This is a genomic window from Sporolactobacillus terrae (assembly GCF_019930545.1).
Taxonomy (GTDB): domain Bacteria; phylum Bacillota; class Bacilli; order Bacillales; family Sporolactobacillaceae; genus Sporolactobacillus; species Sporolactobacillus terrae.
This window is the reverse complement of the sequence record NZ_CP082838.1, coordinates 1-17,307: the sequence shown is the minus strand read 5'-3', so window position 1 is coordinate 17,307 and position 17,307 is coordinate 1. Positions and strand designations below refer to the sequence as shown.

General features: G+C 37.2%; 20 protein-coding genes. 12 read left to right on the top strand and 8 right to left on the bottom strand.

Going from position 1 to position 17,307, the window contains the following annotated elements:
• Positions 1 to 86: 86 nt before the first annotated feature.
• Positions 87 to 788: a hypothetical protein gene (locus tag K7399_RS16110; RefSeq protein WP_223362634.1), complete on the bottom strand. Its 702-nt coding sequence runs from the start codon at positions 786 to 788 to the stop codon at positions 87 to 89.
• Between the two features lie 270 nt (positions 789 to 1,058).
• Positions 1,059 to 1,496, bottom strand: coding sequence for a MarR family transcriptional regulator (locus K7399_RS16105; protein WP_223362633.1), 438 nt, complete (start codon positions 1,494 to 1,496; stop codon positions 1,059 to 1,061).
• 485 nt (positions 1,497 to 1,981) lie between these two features.
• On the opposite strand from K7399_RS16105, the gene K7399_RS16100 reads away from it, so the two are divergent.
• A complete protein-coding gene (locus K7399_RS16100; protein ID WP_223362632.1) occupies positions 1,982 to 2,497 on the top strand; it encodes a hypothetical protein in 516 nt (171 codons plus the stop codon).
• A gap of 13 nt (positions 2,498 to 2,510) precedes the next feature.
• Here the strand turns inward: K7399_RS16100 and K7399_RS16095 are convergent, their stop codons facing one another.
• Together K7399_RS16095 and K7399_RS16090 are read right to left on the bottom strand one after the other, a co-directional pair.
• Positions 2,511 to 2,783 carry a hypothetical protein gene (locus K7399_RS16095; RefSeq protein ID WP_223362631.1) on the bottom strand — a complete coding sequence of 91 codons (273 nt, stop codon included), beginning with the start codon at positions 2,781 to 2,783 and terminating at the stop codon, positions 2,511 to 2,513.
• Complete coding sequence (locus K7399_RS16090; RefSeq protein ID WP_223362630.1) at positions 2,749 to 2,994, bottom strand: hypothetical protein; 246 nt, start codon at positions 2,992 to 2,994, stop codon at positions 2,749 to 2,751. The genes K7399_RS16095 and K7399_RS16090 overlap by 35 nt, the downstream gene beginning before the upstream one ends.
• A 204-nt stretch (positions 2,995 to 3,198) precedes the next feature.
• On the opposite strand from K7399_RS16090, the gene mobQ reads away from it, so the two are divergent.
• The 5 genes from mobQ (at position 3,199) to K7399_RS16065 (ending at position 7,399) form a co-directional block, all read left to right on the top strand.
• Positions 3,199 to 5,643 (top strand): MobQ family relaxase, encoded by a 2,445-nt coding sequence (mobQ, locus tag K7399_RS16085; RefSeq protein ID WP_223362629.1) that lies wholly within the window; start codon positions 3,199 to 3,201, stop codon positions 5,641 to 5,643.
• A 135-nt stretch (positions 5,644 to 5,778) separates the two neighbouring features.
• A complete protein-coding gene (locus tag K7399_RS16080; protein ID WP_223362628.1) occupies positions 5,779 to 6,117 on the top strand; it encodes a DUF6075 family protein in 339 nt (112 codons plus the stop codon).
• Positions 6,118 to 6,123: 6 nt separating this feature from the next.
• Positions 6,124 to 6,444: an antitoxin VbhA family protein gene (locus K7399_RS16075; RefSeq protein ID WP_223362627.1), complete on the top strand. Its 321-nt coding sequence runs from the start codon at positions 6,124 to 6,126 to the stop codon at positions 6,442 to 6,444.
• 331 nt (positions 6,445 to 6,775) lie between these two features.
• Complete coding sequence (locus K7399_RS16070) at positions 6,776 to 7,120, top strand: AbrB/MazE/SpoVT family DNA-binding domain-containing protein (protein ID WP_223362626.1); 345 nt, start codon at positions 6,776 to 6,778, stop codon at positions 7,118 to 7,120.
• Positions 7,121 to 7,126: 6 nt separating this feature from the next.
• Entirely contained in the window at positions 7,127 to 7,399 is a 273-nt protein-coding gene (locus K7399_RS16065) for a cytotoxin (RefSeq protein ID WP_223362625.1), read from the top strand.
• A 69-nt stretch (positions 7,400 to 7,468) separates the two neighbouring features.
• Here the strand turns inward: K7399_RS16065 and K7399_RS16060 are convergent, their stop codons facing one another.
• The 3 genes from K7399_RS16060 to K7399_RS16050 form a co-directional block, all read right to left on the bottom strand.
• Complete coding sequence (locus K7399_RS16060; RefSeq protein ID WP_223362624.1) at positions 7,469 to 7,732, bottom strand: DUF5839 family protein; 264 nt, start codon at positions 7,730 to 7,732, stop codon at positions 7,469 to 7,471.
• Between the two features lie 95 nt (positions 7,733 to 7,827).
• Entirely contained in the window at positions 7,828 to 8,121 is a 294-nt protein-coding gene (locus K7399_RS16055; protein ID WP_223362623.1) for a hypothetical protein, read from the bottom strand.
• Positions 8,122 to 8,192: 71 nt separating this feature from the next.
• Complete coding sequence (locus tag K7399_RS16050) at positions 8,193 to 8,969, bottom strand: ParA family protein (RefSeq protein ID WP_223362642.1); 777 nt, start codon at positions 8,967 to 8,969, stop codon at positions 8,193 to 8,195.
• A 640-nt stretch (positions 8,970 to 9,609) separates the two neighbouring features.
• On the opposite strand from K7399_RS16050, the gene K7399_RS16045 reads away from it, so the two are divergent.
• The 6 genes from K7399_RS16045 to K7399_RS16020 all read left to right on the top strand — a co-directional run bounded on the left by K7399_RS16045 (position 9,610) and on the right by K7399_RS16020 (position 16,032).
• Positions 9,610 to 10,488 carry a helix-turn-helix domain-containing protein gene (locus K7399_RS16045; RefSeq protein ID WP_223362641.1) on the top strand — a complete coding sequence of 293 codons (879 nt, stop codon included), beginning with the start codon at positions 9,610 to 9,612 and terminating at the stop codon, positions 10,486 to 10,488.
• Positions 10,489 to 11,050: 562 nt separating this feature from the next.
• Positions 11,051 to 11,338, top strand: a complete 288-nt coding sequence (locus K7399_RS16040; RefSeq protein WP_223362640.1) for a hypothetical protein — start codon at positions 11,051 to 11,053, stop codon at positions 11,336 to 11,338.
• A gap of 4 nt (positions 11,339 to 11,342) precedes the next feature.
• Positions 11,343 to 12,029 carry a hypothetical protein gene (locus tag K7399_RS16035; protein ID WP_223362639.1) on the top strand — a complete coding sequence of 229 codons (687 nt, stop codon included), beginning with the start codon at positions 11,343 to 11,345 and terminating at the stop codon, positions 12,027 to 12,029.
• A 17-nt stretch (positions 12,030 to 12,046) separates the two neighbouring features.
• Positions 12,047 to 14,659, top strand: coding sequence for a MucBP domain-containing protein (locus K7399_RS16030; protein WP_223362638.1), 2,613 nt, complete (start codon positions 12,047 to 12,049; stop codon positions 14,657 to 14,659).
• 13 nt (positions 14,660 to 14,672) lie between these two features.
• Positions 14,673 to 14,930: a hypothetical protein gene (locus K7399_RS16025; protein ID WP_223362637.1), complete on the top strand. Its 258-nt coding sequence runs from the start codon at positions 14,673 to 14,675 to the stop codon at positions 14,928 to 14,930.
• A 13-nt stretch (positions 14,931 to 14,943) separates the two neighbouring features.
• Positions 14,944 to 16,032 carry a conjugal transfer protein TrbL family protein gene (locus K7399_RS16020; protein ID WP_223362636.1) on the top strand — a complete coding sequence of 363 codons (1,089 nt, stop codon included), beginning with the start codon at positions 14,944 to 14,946 and terminating at the stop codon, positions 16,030 to 16,032.
• Between the two features lie 457 nt (positions 16,033 to 16,489).
• Here the strand turns inward: K7399_RS16020 and K7399_RS16015 are convergent, their stop codons facing one another.
• Positions 16,490 to 16,717 carry a hypothetical protein gene (locus K7399_RS16015; protein WP_223362635.1) on the bottom strand — a complete coding sequence of 76 codons (228 nt, stop codon included), beginning with the start codon at positions 16,715 to 16,717 and terminating at the stop codon, positions 16,490 to 16,492.
• Between the last annotated feature and the right edge of the window lie 590 nt (positions 16,718 to 17,307).

The window sequence follows — 17,307 nt, the reverse complement described above, 5'->3', positions numbered from 1 at the left end:
CCTCTTAAAAGCCATTTTGAGGGTTGATACTTTGGGATGCTGATTTTCAGCATCCCAAATAATTATTATCTTTGAGTCAGGTGTTATTATTTAAAATCAGAAGGATCTAATTCTCCATATTCTAATTCGTGCTTGTTATAACTAAGCTTCACCGTTTTTCTTAATTCGTTATATTCTTTGATTGTGGTAACAATCAACTCTTGTATCAGTTCAAGTTCAGAAATATTGAAACTATCCGACAAAATTTGATTAGTAAGTTGTGTAGTCCCAGAATAATTACTCCAAGCGTACCTATAAGCTATCGCCATTTTTAGTAATTTTGGTGAGGCATATTCTTCCTTATCAATTATGTAATCACATAGTTGTTTTTTATTAAATGAAGTTATTTCGTCTTTAATGGGTTCTACAAATAGTGCACCTTGTTTTTCCTTCTGAATTTCCAAAAAAGGGTACTCCTTAAAATAACGATCGCTAATTTTGTACTTTTTATCAAAGAATCTAAGATATTCCGACTGTATAACGATTCCGTAAATTTTAGTATAAAGCAAACTGTAACGTTTAAAAGCATAGTTGTTCATAAAAGTTAGGTCGGTAGAAAATTCTGCCATTTCTTTTTGAAATAAGATTTTTACTTCTTCTGTTTTTTTTGTGATTTCTTTAATATCTTCTTTTGTTGCTAAGTTCTTGCCCTTTTGGTCCACATAACTTGGAAAATAATGTCTAAGTAACAACCAAATGCAAATAAAACCGATTAACTGAATTGCAGATACTATCCAGAATCCCAACATCCAACCCCCCTATTAACTGCCTAGGTATTATTTTAGATGTTTAAATTAAATCTTGGAAGATACGGTTTACATAATATATGAAAGTCAGTTTACTTCGTATAAGATTTATTTTACGAAGTAATATACTTTATAGTAATCGCTTACAAGGCGTATAAACACAAAATTACCAACTTATGTAATATATATCCATATTTGGAAACTTAAAATAGTCATTTTGACTACGCAATTGGAAATTCGCAGTAACCAAATGGAACGGTTGTTTACGTCCAACTAATCAAGGTCGATATACTCATCCTCGTCACTTTTATAAACGCGACCTCCTCGTGTCATTTCAAAAATAATATCACGTCCGGATTCCCTGACTAATTCATCAAATACTTCTTTATGATGAATACGGTCATCTTTTCCTAAATAATACAAGGCTGGATTAACCATAAATCCCTTTCTGGATGTCGTTTTAACTATAAATTGCTTTTCGATAAGTTCCTTAACACACTTAGATACATTCGATTTATGTAAATGTAAATCATCTGAAATATTTTTTTGCCTAACGCCTGCAGCTATGTTATCCGGGCCCATAAGATCCATGACATAAAATAGAACTTTATAAGCGGAACCCGATAAATCACAATCAATTAAATAACGAATTGTAATACGCATTAGTGCTCCCCAATACATTGAAAGGCTTTTCCAATTTCTATACTCCATGATTTTCCTCCAATAAGTTTCCTATAAACGAATTTTATACTATTAAGTTGAATAATATCAACCATTTAAGTTTATTATAGGAAACTAAATTTATTAACAAATGCTTTAATATCAACAAAAATCGCAAATTATTTAGGCTCCCCTTATATAAATATGTAATGGTAAAATGGGTACATGCTTAGGAAAGGAGATCGTGCAATGAAGAAGACGGTCTGGATTCCCCTGTTACTATCCATAGCAATCGCATTGTTCCCAAATTCATTTTCTGAAATGGGGCAGTTACTACTTAGAAATTGGTTAGCTTCAGGGATAGCAACAATTATTTTATTGCTTGTAATCATAATTTTTAAGATGCCTTCCAAGCGATGAGTTTGGGCATCTTTGTACATAAATATCTGTTACAGGAACATCTGAACTTTTAAAATGTTTGATGCTAAAATTGAATTTGTGATAATTTCAGATTGATAAGTATTGGGGGGAGAATAATGAGCTGGGAAGAAACTTATCACTATGACCGACCATGCTATTGTGGCAAGGGTACAATCACGCTAATTGGAAGAGAAAATGACTGGTTTCAGCATGAAGAAGACACCATAATTAATTGCCCTGAATGTCGTGAAAGGCAGCGCATTGCTGAGATGAAACAGAGGAAAATCATAAAAGAAAAAAGTACAACCTTAAAGAATTATGTTTTGGTTATAAATGAGTATTTCACGAAAAATTTTAATGAACAATGGATTACTTATTTCGCCAATATAAAAAACAAAAAACAGGCATGGGAACTGGCTAAAAAAGTTGGATTAGAAGATGGTAGCTTATCATCTTTTTATTATTATCATAAAGGGCAAAGCCTTGAAGAATACATTCAGAAATTGGCGAAAGCAAGTAACATGCCGAACATTATTAAAGCCCTAAACATAGATGATCAATATTTTGAAGAAACGGTTAATCGATTCGTGAAATTGAAAGATGAACCACCAATTATTTATTTTGTTGAATGAATCACTGAATATCTTATTTTTTCAATCGTTCTGGCATGTTGCTTTTGATGAACGATGCGAACATTAGAAACAACTCTTCGCGCTCAGTTAGTGACAGATTTTCAATGCCAAAATACTTCTCAGCAAGCGCTCCGGTTTGTATTAAACGGTGCGCTCTTTTTCGCCTGTAATCCCATTGATCGCGTCCCTTTAAGTCCTTTTTCATGATCTGGATTTTGTTATCAAGAGACTCTAATTCCATTTCGAGAGTATTAATCTTTTCTTGTTGGCTTTTTGGCTCTTTCATTTGAACCACCGTCCAGTTTCTTTTTTACAGAGTCAGAGAAATCATCAATTAATTTAAAAGCAACAGAATCTGAATCTATCCCCCAAACATCGCATAAATGCTTCCCAATGTCTTGATACTTTTTCAACTTCAATAATTTTAATTGTTCTTTTGATTGATTGATTTTTTTCTCCAAATAATCAATCCTTTGTTCCGTTGATTTTCTTGGCATAGTGCCATCACTCCCTAATACTAATCTATATTTTGTCGAGAATAATATCAAGTGATATAATAAATATTAATAAGATTGATTAGTACGGAGTGCCCATTTATACACCCTAACGGGTGAAAATGGGCTTACCCTCAAAAAATGCTTTCGGATAAGTTTTGCCTATTGGCAATCGCCCTCCGGGGGTAGCAAAGGAGAATCATCGGCATGAGCCTCTTCTATCTGAATGTGAGAATTTTAAATAGATCAAAACAATCTGCCGTAGCTGCTGCTGCCTATCGAAGCGGAGAAAAATTGTATTCCGAACGAGATATGGAAACAAAAAACTATCGAACACGTGAAGTGCCACCGGAAAGTTTCATCATGGCACCGGATGGTGCTCCTGAGTGGGCGAACGATCGGGAAAAACTATGGAATGAGGTTGAAAAAAAAGAAAAGCATATTAGGAGTCAGCTTGCACGTGAAATTAAAATTGCATTGCCGATCGAACTTAGCGATGATCTTCAACGGAAACTTCTAACTGGATATGTGCAGAAAAACTTTGTTGATAGAGGCATGGTAGCTGATGTGTCCATTCATCGGGATAAGAAGAACAATCCCCATGCACATATCATGTTGACTATGCGGCCGTTTTTAGAAAATGGTCAATGGGGAAATAAAAAGAAAAAAGTCTATGACAGAGACAAAAATGGAAATTATATTTTAGATAAAAAAGGTAAGCCGAGGTACAAGACTTATTTCCTCACAGATTGGGACAAAAAAGACAATGTTTTGATATGGCGAAAAGACTGGGCAAATGCGGTAAATCGTTACTACGAACGTGAAGGCGTGAACGAATATATTTCCGAAAAAAGTTATAAAGAACAGGGCCTTGATAAATTCCCAAAACATCGCTTAACACTTGAAGATTATCGTCTTGAAAAGAAGCTTGAAGAAAAAGCAAAACGAGAAGGCGACAAATTTACACCAAATTCCTATTTTGCTCAGCTGAATCAAAAAATTGATTTGCTTAATAAGGCAATAGAGTTAAGAAAACAGAAAGTGGTAGAACTGGCCGAGTATAAAAAGGCCGTACAGAAGGATCACGATGAACTGAATAAGATTCGGAATATTAGCAGCCTTTCTTCTGAAGATCAGGATGCTGTGCGCGCAGTAGGCCAGCATATGAAACAGTTTGTTGACCTTGAGACAGCAGAAAAGAACATGGAGAACATGAGACATTTCAAGATCAATGTGGAGAAAAAATATTACGCTGCTATTGGTTTAGATAACTTTTTAGCACGTGTCAAAAAAGACTATGTGAAGAATCCACAACTGATAAAAGGATACGGTTTTGATCCGGCGAATTATGAAAGTGATCGGAAGACGACTCAAAGGGAGAAAGATCAGGTCATTGATGATTATCTAAAACTGAAAAATAGTTTTGATCATGAATGGAAGCAGGGTGAGAAAGCCCTAGAGGTTCAGAAACAGTTTACTGAAAAAGAATTTGCTTACCTTTATCCAGAGATAAACAATAAACTGAGCATGACTTTCTCAGACAATCTGAACCGTGATTATGCAGTCAAGATAAAGGCAGATTACGTAAAACAATTTCGGGAGAATGGAACATTGGTTTCTGAGATCCCTGAATTTAAACCGGGTAATCAGAAATTGCTAAAAGAGTATGCTGATCTAGGAAATATTAAACAACGACTGCAACAAAATCGTGCTGACCTGACTGTCCTAAAACGGACTATAAATAAGCGAATGAACGAATACAGCGATCTAGTTAAAAATCATTATGACAAGGAAAAAGTCAAACGATCGTCGATTAGTTATCTTACTGTTTACAATCAATTTGCAGATAAGAAAAAAGAACGGGCCGATCTTAACAATGCAATGAATCGTTTAGTGACAAGTATTTATCCGAGAGAGGATCAAATTGCTGTAAACGACCTACCAGTGAATGATAAATTCGATCTTGTGCAGATGCACCTTGATGGCACAGGAAGCGATGATTTTAGGGGAGACAGTGAAGTAGTTCATGCACTGAATGAGAAGAAAAATGCTGATCATAAAGCTAAAATTCAGCATGTCCGGAATCAGAAGGCAGCAGATTGGAAAGCAGTACGGAGCAGCCTAAATCAGGCAGTTTATCAACAATTCAGTGGTCAAGAACGTCAGTCACTTATAGATGCTGAAAAAATACTTGGAGAACGGCCGACGCTTGAAAATGTCCAACAGAGATTACAAGATGCAGACAGACGATTTGAGGAAATAAGCCGGAAACAGCATGAACTTAATAACAGTAGACATGATTTCGATAACTTTAACCATCACGAATTTGTTGTTTTGAAGGATCAGAAGGGCGAAATTATTACGGAGAAGAAAAAATTGAACACCGCAATAGAAGCCCTTGGTAAACTAAAACTGGCCAATGACAGGTTAGACCAAATGGAAAAGCAATACATGGCTGAAAAACCTTCTCAGGGAGCTCAGGAGAAGTCTCAGGCTTCGGGAAAGGGATTTATAGAGCAAGGGCTTAAGGCAATTAATGATGCATTCATGGCAGCCCAAAATGAGCAGGATAAGAACAAGAGAAAGAAGAAAAGGAACAGATCAGAGATAAAATATCGTGGCAAGGACAATCAGGATCAGCCTGACAGGTAATTTGTTTTCTTGGCCGCGCTCTGCGACACGAGCGGCCTTATCGGCCTACTGCCCTGTTTATTGCTGGGCGTGATTCAGTTACTTTGTGGCAATGCTGCAAGCAGCATAAAAATTTGTGGTTAGGAAGTGGTCGGTGTGGATTTCTTGAATACGGAACATCAGGTTAGGTACTTGGATTACATAACGAGAGACAGCACCTATGATGGTGACGTGGAGCGCAAAGCGTTTTTCTACTTACTGGCTGCACATGAGACACGGGACATTGACCGTATCTATGATTTTGAAGAACGGTCAATCCGTCCTGAGGTGTTGGACAACGGCCTTTCCCACGGTGAAGCAATCCTGATAAAGTTTGCGTTTCACCTGTTCAATGGTTGGGAATGTGAAAGTATTATAGACATGTTCAGCACACTTTCAGGCGACCTTAGGAACGCTGTTTTATCGGCTATAAAAATCCGTTTTAAGATGGAGTGATGACGCATGGACGACAAATTGAAACAGCTCTACAACGAAGCGGTGAGACGTTCTGAACAGCTTGAAAAAGACTATCCGTCGAAACGATACAAGGTGACCGAAAAAGGGATTGTCCTTGACCCGAACGATCGGGAGGACAGGGAATGGTGGAATGATGATGGACTGGTTGACGAAAGCAAGTTAGAGGATGCTATGAAGTCTGCCAAACATTCACTGTACCTTTCGGGATTTACAGTCACAGAGGAAGACGAGCAGGACATATACGCTGTTCTGAAAGGGAAAATGACGCGAGATCAGCTGATAGAAAAGCTGAGACAGAAGGATTAAAATAGATCAGGCAATGTCCGTTATAAGCGAAAAAGGCGACCTCTACGCAACAAAGAGGTCGCCTTTTCGTGCTTAATATATTGGAAGAACTAGCAATCATTATTTATGCTTTATTTTTATTTAAATTAAATATAAAATTTATTTAATTAATATTTATATATAAATGTGTTTTATCCTATGCCACCAAAACGGTCTTTGCAATTAAATACATTGATTGAGTTGGCATATTTACATTTTGTAAATACTGTTATAGTATATAAGTGTGAATATCGGAAAGTATTACTTTGCTACAGTGAGAATGTATGAAATATCTGAGGGGGGGAATCATATAATGGCAGGAACAACCTTATGCTATGAGGGGGTAACTACCTTGGAACCCGAAAAATCAGCAGAAAATCTTATCGCAAAGTCGGTTTTGAAGAAAAAGGGACAATTCACGATACCTAAAGAAGTACGGAAAATGCTTGACCTGAAAGAAAATGATCAGATGGATGTTACTGTGGAAGATGGAAAAATTGTTTTGAGGCCTGTGGTTACCATTGCAAAAGACCAGATCTGGTTCTGGACAAGAGAATGGCAAGAAGCTGAAAAAGAAGTGGACTCGGACATTGAAAGCGGACGCGTTCACTCTTTTACAGATGTAAAAGATGCCATTAAGTTTTTGAAAAGCGAGTAATTATTCTTGGCATATACTTTGGATATCCCTAACCGTTTCAAAAGAGCCTACAAAAAACTTCCACCTGATGTACAAAACATAGTAGATGATGCATTAGAAATTCTAGTCAAAGGAAAACCTTATCCTAAATCGCTGAGGGTACAGAAAATGAAAGGACATCGTTTTGTGTTTGAGGCTTCGCCGACAATGCAATATAGAATAACCTTTCATTTTAAAAACCCAGATTATATTGTCCTGCGTAATGTCGGAGACCATAATATAACACTTAAAAATCCATGATGCTATGAGAGCCCCTTGTTTTTGAGACAGGGGGCTTTTGTGTAGTGTTGAAACGCTCTTAGTTGTCTTTTAAGGTTGATCTTCTTTTGTATTGGGCTTTGCTCTCTTGAGTTTGACCACTTTTTTTAGTTTAGGTTCATGTCCGAGTGTAATGTTCCAATGGACACGCTCAATAATTTTTACATCCCTAAATCCAACTTTTGTTTGTACTGTGGCTATATCTCCGACTTCTGCATCATTAAACTTCTTAGGTAAAAACCAATAGAAAGTTCTGTCTCCTAATTCTCCATGATTAATGTGTTTTGCGGCAATAACATTGAGCCGATCACTCATGATAGAAACCCCTTTACTATTTACATATTTAAGAATTATTTAAATTTAAATTATATATATAGTAATTTTAAATTAAAATACAAATTACTTGTTGATTACAGAAGCCCCTTATCAGACAAAACTTGTTTAAGAACGGTATTCACAAATTCAGACTTAAAGCCCCGGCCTTTTCCTTTGCTGATTCGGTCAATTGCCTTTACAACGTCTATATCTAAAACAAATCCCCTAAGTATAGTTTTCTTTTTCTCATTTTCAATCAGATCATCAACTGCGTTGTTGTTGTGTGATTCACTTGTGGTTTCTTTCATTTTTTGATTGTTTTCTTTAATTTCTTTTGAAGGCTCTGAATTGGCGACTTCATTAAATCCGGCCAATGTCCTGTTTTTCATAGTTTAGCGCTCCTTAAATTAGGTTACAAAACATAAATATAATTTATTTTATGTTTAAATATAATATATATTTAACTTAAATTTAATTCCTCAAACAGCTGTGAGTAGGCTGTTTTTAATGAATTTTGATTTTGTATTAATGTTACTGGAAGGTTCTCGTATGCTACCCCGGAAGCCCCACGGATACTTCTAGGAATTACCGTATCATAAAGCGTTATGTGGTTAAGAAGGCAATATTTGCGGCACTCTTTTAGGATCTGATCATGAAGTGCCGTTCGCCGGTCTACGAGCGTTGCAACCACGCCTTTTACTTGAAGACTAGGGTTAATCTTCTCTCTGAAATCAACAATAAAATTCAGCATTTTGACGAGTGATCGCATTGAATATTTCTCAGGCTGAAAAGGGATCAGAACCTCATGTGTGAAATTAAGAATATTTCCTGCCATCAGTCCCAAGTTAGGCGGCCCGTCCACAATAATAACGTCATATCCCTTAAGGCTTGAAAGGCTATCCTTTAGCAGCTGAAAGGGTTTTTTGTATTTATTCCGATTAGTTAGAACATCAAATTCAAGGAACTGCAAATCATCATTTGCCGGCAAAACGTCTATACCTTCATAAAGATTAACAATAGAGTCTTTAGCTTCTGCCGAACCGATCATAACATCATAAATCGTGCTTTCAAATGTGTCCGGATTTTCTCCAAATGAAAGAGAGACATTTCCCTGATTATCTCCGTCTACAATCAAAACTTTTTTCCCATGAGTTGCAAACAAACCAGCTAGATTGACAGATAACGACGTTTTCAATACTCCACCTTTATTGTTAGCAATAGCGATTATATTAGCCATAAACCCACCACCTTTTATTTAAATTTAGTCTATAACTTAATATTAACACAATTTATGATTGTATTATATTTAAAATACAATTAAATACTATTTAAATAAAATATAAATTAAATATAAATTATCAAGGTGACTGAAAACCCCTCTACCGTATACGGTAGAGGGGTAGAATGAATACAATTCACTTGTTTTTTTTTGCAAAAATAAAAGCCCCTCGAAGTTCGCACCTTCAGGAGCTGACCCGTCAAATAATCGCAGTATCTAACGGGGTAGTTAACTAATTAACACACAATTATAGTACCATAAAAACATAACCAATACAAGGGGAAGGGTGCAGTGAAAATCAATATAACCCTTCCAATTTTTGCTTGATTTTGGTATAACTAATTTATAGATTAAGAGATTAAATAAATTTAATACATAAGAGCAAATAAAAACCCCTCGAAGTTCGCACCTTCAAAGGGTTCGCCTATCAAATAATCGCAGTATTTGACAGGACATTCATATTCAGATTGTATAACAATTACATCAACTATACAACCTCTCATGAAATCCGACATAATAAGCGGCGTTTGAAGCGATCCTTTTTAGGTTCGATCTTCAGACGCCGTTTTTGATTTGCCCGGAATTGGGAGGCACGGTCATGGTATCAGTGAGCAGAATTTTAACACATGCAGAATTTAGTAAGATGACAGCTTATCGTGTGATGGCAAACAATAAGGCAGAAAAGAAAACGGTCAAAGCCCAACTTTTAGAACATATTCAAGAGTTTTACGGAGAAAAATGGAATCGACTGAAAGAAGAAACACGTAGTGCTGTCGATATGCTTGTTTGGTTTGCCACGGAAAGAGGCTTCTCCTTCCCTTCCTCAGCTTATTTAGCTAACCGATATAGATTATCCGAGCGGACCATTAGACGTATTGTGGGCGATTTAAGGGATTCTGGGGACGTTCTAGTTGTTTACCGTCGCAATCCCAAAGGGAATGGGTGGAAAAATCCGGTTCTTCTATTCACGAAACACCCTTATTTTTCACATTGGAAAAATCTCTTAAATTTACCCGATGTCCAGACCAATGTCCAAACAAATAATGCTGAAAAGTCAGTTGTATCAACGGATGAAGGCTCAAAAAAAATTCCTACCTTTCCATTACCAATTAAAATCTCTAAAAGAGATGATATGAAATACTCTCTGTTAAAAAATTTACAAGAAAAAGGAAAGCAAATCATTCCTCAAATCATCCATTATACTTTAAACGAACTGATTAGAATATCGGAGAAAAAAACCATTGTTTTGCCCGATCGTTACCTACTCAAAAGCTATTTAAGTAATTTAACTCTATACGAGAACGGCAAAGAATACCAAATCACCAAATCATATCGTAGAAAGACACATTCAGTACATAAAGAGGTCATTCCTCAATGGATGCGCGATGATAAGCAGGAGAAAAAAGAGCCGGAAATTTCACCGGAAGAAGTTAAAAAACGTGCTCAGTGGCTTGAAGAATACTTAGCTAACTGCTGAAAAGACTCTATTTTTCAGCTTGTTTCTTTTTACCGAGCGGAAAGCCGTACTTTTTCCCATGAGCAAGAGCTTTTTCGGCCAATTTTTTAGCTTCTTCTTTTGTTATTTTTTTCATTATACGTCAACTCCCGATTCTACTTTTTTTCAGATTATGGACTAATATATCGTTTTTTAAACGATGCAGCTTTATTCCAAATCCACACATAATTGAAAGCGCTTTAAGTAACTGCTGTTACGTTAACGAAAGGATAATAAAACCGCTTACATTTATTTGCTCGTTAACGGCTGCAACCCTTATTGGTCATAGCTTCCAAAAACTAAAAAATCAAAAGCGTTAACGTGTTAACAGAGTAGTAGAAAACTACGTCCAACAAAGGTTAGTCAATAGATAAAGAAGTATTTATTCTGTTTTAATATCACAATTGACAGATAACTACATATATAAATTATATGCTATATTAATAGGAATTATTAAATATAAAATTTTAATTTGCCGTACATTATGTGTGTAAAGTGTTATAATATAGATACCAAATATAGGCTATGAAAAGAGGTCAATGGGGTGGAAAAAGTAGTCAGGGTATCGGGAGGGGAAATAGTAGTTTTCGAGTCTGATCTCTCTAAAATCATTTTACGGTCGGCAGATTATCATAGATTGATACTCGTTCAATCGCCACAAATAGTTGTAGCAATACCGGCTTATTTGCCTGAAAAAGAAAACTGGATGGAGCAGCCAATCTGTTTCATCTTTGGAGAAAGTGACACAGGCTTAACAGTTGATGACATTCGCACTATAAAGATGGGCTTTGCAATGATGGTCAATTCAAAGAAAGTATTACAGGGGGTATAAAGACATGAATAAGAAAGTTTTTCTCATTGTAGGACTGGTGATTACGGTACTTGGTGGAACCACGGCTTGCGGCACTCAGGCAGATGCACAGCTACATCACAAAGCGGTTGCTCATAAGAAACCAGTGCAGCAGCATAAGCACAAGGCGTATAATGCAAAAAAAATAATCAAAAAAAAGGCCGAAATTCGTGATGAAAAATTGGTTAAAGAAGGGCGAGTTGATTGGGGTGCATCAAGATTGAATCCTGATAATGCCCCATTGGTCGCAATTCCGAAGAATAAAAAGAGCGTTTATATTAAAGGGCAACCCCGGGAAAAAAGTTCCGACAATCATCAATCACAAAGCAAGAAAAAGGCTATAACTACATCATCTGCACCACAAAAAAGGGCAAGCACTGCGCCGGTGAAAAAAACAACAGTCTTGAATAAGGCTACAAGTTCGTCCACAGCTTCTAAAACATCTCAGAAAAAAACTAGCCAATCGACCTCTTCATCTCAACCACACATCCAAACACAGCCACAGCAGTCTAAAACGACAGATCAAGTAAATCAACAAGAAAAAAATGTGGCAGATCAAGCCATAGAGATTGCAAATAAAATTAATAGCGGTCAAGCGTCACTGGTTAAGACCGGTGAAGGAACGGCGGCAGGTGGCGGACAATATTCAAATTACACCGTTCAGGATAAATGATTGCAGGGGGAATAGCGGTGGAATTTATTAAGAAAATCATGAATGTGATACTTGTATTTATTTTAGTGGTCACTATGGTTAATCTGTTTCCCGGTGGGAGAAATCAAGCGTTTGCTTCAAGTGGTACTAACACAGGATATTACTCTTGGAAAGATTCGGGTGGGTACGTTCATACCACAGCTTACATAGAGATCAATGGCAAAATGGTTTATTGCTACGATGAAGATAAGCTTGCACCTGACCATGTAACATACTCAAGTGGTGAAAATTTCTATGATAAGTCGGTGAATTCTCTTTTGTACTATGGTTTTGGCGGTGAGGGGTACTCTGGTTCTGGTGGAATGACTGATTATGTTAAGACCTGGGTTGCATTAAGCAACTGGAAAAGTGGAGATACAGGCACCAATAAGCCGGCGAACAGGGACAGCTTTGTAAAAAGCCTTTTGAAACATGCGAAAAATCAGGACATACCTACTTACGGCATTAGCTTCGATAAAAAAGAAGTAACGTCAAATATCGTTAATAATGAACAGAGATCAGAAACACTAACAGCCACGTCCCAAGCTGGAAAGGGACAAGGTGAATTAACACTTTATGTTCCTCAGAATGTCACTATTCATATGAGTGATGGTTCAACTAAAACGAACGGGACACAGAAAATAGAGCAAGGTGATTCATTCTATTTTACAGCTCCGTTGTGGTACAACTCGGATTATGTAACTGGAGACGTGAACGGATGGAGAGGGGAGCTGGCAGGAATTCTATTTATTCCATCGTCAGGGAGTTATCAGCCAACACTTTTGCCACCTAGAATGATTCATGACCCTATTCAGCGTCAAGGGTTTACTGTACATTTTTGGGCGAGACAAAAGCAGCTGACGGTTCACTATATAGATAATTGGACACATCAGATCATGTGGCAAGATCAAGCCATGGTTACCATTGGAACCGAATATGACAAGTCTCAATATCCGAATGATTTTGATCGTAATGGTCATTTCTATAAATTCAATACTTTTAATGGCTATGGCGATCAGTTAAAAGAGAATATGCCTGATCATGATGTGACACTGGACATTTATTATGACCCTTATCAACATGTAGTCACTGACTATAAAAATAAATATCCAAATTACGATACCTTTGAGCATCATGATGACCTATTGAAGGTCGGTTCTTGGTTTGATTATGGCCCGAAGGGATTTAATGCATTTGGAAATGACTATGACCCTGAAAATGGTAATCATTTTAACGGTAACGTTCCTTACAATGACATTAACGGACTTTTGAAGGATGTGCTCAGACGTACGATAACCGTTAATTACTTGGATAACAGGACAGGACAAAAGATTGCAAACTCTGATGTTTCAACTGTTCATCAAGGGGACGGCTATTCTAGAAAGCACCGGACCGATATTAAAAAAGGCAATTACTCGTATCGTTATGTTCGTGAAGATGGTTCGGCAGAATCAGGAACCGTTGGAACAAATAATATTACCATCAACTATTATTACGATGTTCCTTTGATAAAAACAGGATTAAAAAAGCTTCAGGTCTATACGGCGCCTTCAGCTGATGGTCTGCCCGTTAGGGTGTATCTGGACAAAGTTTATAATTATGATTCCGGAATAGCAGACATGGGTTCTAAAAAAATCAATGTTTCTCTATATCAAGGAGAAAATCGTCTAGAAACACATCAATACGCAGCTAGGGATTTACCTGAGTACCTAACGTTCAACGTGCCATCAGGCAGTGGACTTGCTAAAAACACTCACAAACCTTACACGGTAAAATTTGATAATTATAATCCAAATGACTTTGACATAGAAAACAATGCCGGACAGTTAACGACAGACGGTTATACGAGTACAGAAGAGACGTTGAATTTTGATTTGAATTCAAGTATTAATCATGAACTGGTTCAGAAGAGAGTTGTTATGACGCAAGTAACTCCAAACGTCACACCTGAGTTATTCTATGAGACCTTTGATTTTGAAGCGCCTCCTCTACCTGAAAATCGGACGGGTTATGGTACTGAAACCAAAGTATCTTTCGGGTATGAGAATGATTTAGGCAGCGATTATCAGTACGCTACGCCTGTTGCAGATGATGACTTTACTTTTAATGCTTCGGAAAAACTTCAGGATTCTTACTTGAACTATCCTACGTCGAACGGTCAGGTTCATGTCCCTTTGCAAGCAAAGCGCAATACGTATTTTTCCGGGAATGAATATTGGAAAGCAGAAACTTTTATTTTCCCTCATGTAAATGTTGAGCAGCATACAGGTAATTTGTTTACTGACAAGCAAGTTGCTGATCGAGACAGTCGAATCAAAAATAAAATGGTTGATGGTCACAATCAGTTCTACACACCGATTTGGCCAGAGAATCAAGATAACATTCCAATCAATTACCCTGTAAGTTACTCAACAAACAAGCTAGGGGCTAATAAAGTTACAATCCATGTTGATGACAAGTTGCATTTGTTCGCCTATATGTTTGCTTGGATGGGATCACCCACGGGCGAACAGGATGCGATTTTGCTGGAACCCATTAATGCAGACAACCCTTTTCCCAATGGAGCACCAGAAGGATGGACAGATTCAGATATTCAGTGGTTGAAAAATTAAGGGGGCCATTCGGATGGACGGATTTAAAGAGCACTATAAACGATGGATCGTGAGAATCTATCGAGTAGGAACTGAATGGGGAAATAAGTCAATTAACCACAGCATTAAAAATAATTTAGAAAAGGAAAAAGTAAAATTTTATAAACGCTTTCGTGTGGAGGCCCGGCCGGAAGATATTGCTCAAATGAAGAAGGATATTGTTCGGTGTGAAGTCATGAAACTGTTCGTAGTCGTGGGAACCATCGTGTTTGTCATTGTTTTTGCTTTATAAGGAGGGATACAAGATGAAAAAAATCGACAAATCAAGAAAAAGACCAAAATGGCTCTTTTTCGTTATATCCATACTTCTGATTGTATCTGCTGCTTCGGTTGTCGAAGGTGATACTGCACTGGCTAAAACAGGCGATATTTATACTCAAAATAAAAAAGTGTTTGATAAGGCAGCAAAGGCAACATATGACGATCATGGCAATAAGTATAAGGTTTACGGCAGTAATTTAGTCGGCTATGTAAAAAAGTATGATCCGGATACCAACTCCTTTTCGTGTAGTACATTTGATTTCGCATGTAAGATCAGCGGATTTTTTGATTCTATGTCTATCGGGCTGTTGAAATCTATAACGACTGGCATCGGTAACTCAGTGGTAACGCCTTCGACAATCACCAAAGACACAACGTATAATCGCTATGAAAGTGGACTAAAATCATTGTCTTGGACGATGTTAGGCATATTTTTAATGTGGCAGATTGTTAAAATTCAGGCTTCCCGATTTGCCAACAGTGAAGACGGGCCGATCGCTCTGAATGATAAGCTGGTGCTTGTTGGGACGGCCGGGATCATACTTGGCATTTACCCGAATTTCTTTACGTGGATGCTTAACTTTCAATCACTGGCAGTTAAAGAGGTAGGGCTATCGGCTACAAGCCCTAATCATTTGGCAGCAGCCGATTTTCTATTTGGATCGTTTGGGGGGCTTCTGTTTGGCTTAATTCTCTCAATTATCTTGCTGATTTTATCACTGGTTTATTCCTATCGTTATCTACTCTTTGCTCTGCTCTATATTACGGGAGTGATTGCGATCCCTACTATGGTGAATAACGAGTTCAACTATTTTTCAGTTTGGTTAAGAACGATGATCAATAACGGCGTGACGTTGTTCCTGCAAATACTCTGTTATGCAATGGGCATGGCAAAAATCACCGACTTGAACGCGCTGGCATCCGGTAATGGCCCTACAAGCTTCTTTGTGGGTTTAGGCTTCTTTATACTTGCCCTTGTGGTTCCTGGACTTCTAGGTCAGCTTGGTGCAAGTACAGGAACAGCAAGGGGTATAGGTCGTGGCGCAACAGCCTTGTTAATGATGAGAAGATAAGCAACAATCCAATAAAAAAGGTTATTGAAAAAGCCCTCAGAAAAAAATTCTGAGGGCTTTTTCTGCTTTTTAAAAGGTCATAGCGCGTCCCCTATATTACTTAATAGAAAACATAAAAAAAGGAGATCCCTAAATTTTTAACAATAAAAGGATAGAACTCACTAAAACATCAATTCGGTTATTTCTCGGATATGAAGATTCTATTATGCTTTATCAATATTTAGGAGGACGCTTTATCATGACCTTAAAATTTGCCATATTAAGCTGTACGATTTCTGCCATTGCACTGATAATTAATTTATTAAGTAATCTATATCCGCATCTGTTTCCGGCGGTAGGGGCGTATCTGACCACTATAAGCCCACTAATTTGGATCGTCTTCGGTTTGTGTTGCACCGTTGTAGTGCAGCAGCTTTATATTCATAAGCTGAAACATAGAAGCCCATAAACATGATCTTCACTGCTTCTCTTTTTTCCACTGTTTAGGTTTGTATCCACTATCTTTAATTGCCCTGAAAATTTTATGTTGCGGCATGATCTCATGCTTAGCATAATAATAAAGGCTCTTTTGAACCAAGTCTGTCTTTGTTACGTTTGTATAGCCTTCTTTTTTGAGATAGTCTAGCATTTTATCAATCAATCCGGCATGAACATCATCCAGCCGTATATCAAGTCTTTGTGTCAAATGTCTCAACTCCTTATGTGACACTGATATTATAACATTTGCCGTACATATTATGCGGATTTATTGGTGATAAAGATAACTGGAAGCAAAGTAATTTAGAGCCAATAGCGTTTATACATGCTTTTTACGGTACGGACAGTAAGAAGTGAACTAACTTTATTCTGAGTCCAAATCAGGGTATTATAAATAAAAGACAGCCATAAAATAATACCGTTTAAAGGGTTGTGCCCCCTCTAAACGGCTTTAGTCGGCAATATCCGCATTTTAGCGGAACGGCGCTTTTAATCAAAGAGATTCATACAAAAAATGATCTGCTTCAATCACAGCCACTCGTGATGGCATATGAATCAGATCATTTTTTATTTCTGAAAGACACGTGGATTGGATGGCAACGGCCCCGTATTTGCCCCTTGTTGATTCCAAAATGACTTCTATATGTTTTTATTAATACCAATCTTGAAAACCTCTTAAAAGCCATTTTGAGGGTTGATACTTTGGGATGCTGATTTTCAGCATCCCAAATAATTATTATCTTTGAGTCAGGTGTTATTATTTAAAATCAGAAGGATCTAATTCTCCATATTCTAATT

Excerpts from the sequence above, each read along its gene's own strand:
- K7399_RS16110 (WP_223362634.1), bottom strand. The coding sequence starts at position 788 with ATGTTGGGATTCTGGATAGTATCTGCAATTCAGTTAATCGGTTTTATT.
- K7399_RS16105 (WP_223362633.1), bottom strand. The coding sequence starts at position 1,496 with ATGGAGTATAGAAATTGGAAAAGCCTTTCAATGTATTGGGGAGCACTA.
- K7399_RS16100 (WP_223362632.1), top strand. The coding sequence starts at position 1,982 with ATGAGCTGGGAAGAAACTTATCACTATGACCGACCATGCTATTGTGGC.
- K7399_RS16095 (WP_223362631.1), bottom strand. The coding sequence starts at position 2,783 with ATGAAAGAGCCAAAAAGCCAACAAGAAAAGATTAATACTCTCGAAATG.
- K7399_RS16090 (WP_223362630.1), bottom strand. The coding sequence starts at position 2,994 with ATGCCAAGAAAATCAACGGAACAAAGGATTGATTATTTGGAGAAAAAA.
- mobQ (WP_223362629.1), top strand. The coding sequence starts at position 3,199 with ATGAGCCTCTTCTATCTGAATGTGAGAATTTTAAATAGATCAAAACAA.
- K7399_RS16075 (WP_223362627.1), top strand. The coding sequence starts at position 6,124 with ATGGACGACAAATTGAAACAGCTCTACAACGAAGCGGTGAGACGTTCT.
- K7399_RS16070 (WP_223362626.1), top strand. The coding sequence starts at position 6,776 with ATGGCAGGAACAACCTTATGCTATGAGGGGGTAACTACCTTGGAACCC.
- K7399_RS16060 (WP_223362624.1), bottom strand. The coding sequence starts at position 7,732 with ATGAGTGATCGGCTCAATGTTATTGCCGCAAAACACATTAATCATGGA.
- K7399_RS16055 (WP_223362623.1), bottom strand. The coding sequence starts at position 8,121 with ATGAAAAACAGGACATTGGCCGGATTTAATGAAGTCGCCAATTCAGAG.
- K7399_RS16050 (WP_223362642.1), bottom strand. The coding sequence starts at position 8,969 with ATGGCTAATATAATCGCTATTGCTAACAATAAAGGTGGAGTATTGAAA.
- K7399_RS16045 (WP_223362641.1), top strand. The coding sequence starts at position 9,610 with ATGGTATCAGTGAGCAGAATTTTAACACATGCAGAATTTAGTAAGATG.
- K7399_RS16035 (WP_223362639.1), top strand. The coding sequence starts at position 11,343 with ATGAATAAGAAAGTTTTTCTCATTGTAGGACTGGTGATTACGGTACTT.
- K7399_RS16025 (WP_223362637.1), top strand. The coding sequence starts at position 14,673 with ATGGACGGATTTAAAGAGCACTATAAACGATGGATCGTGAGAATCTAT.
- K7399_RS16020 (WP_223362636.1), top strand. The coding sequence starts at position 14,944 with ATGAAAAAAATCGACAAATCAAGAAAAAGACCAAAATGGCTCTTTTTC.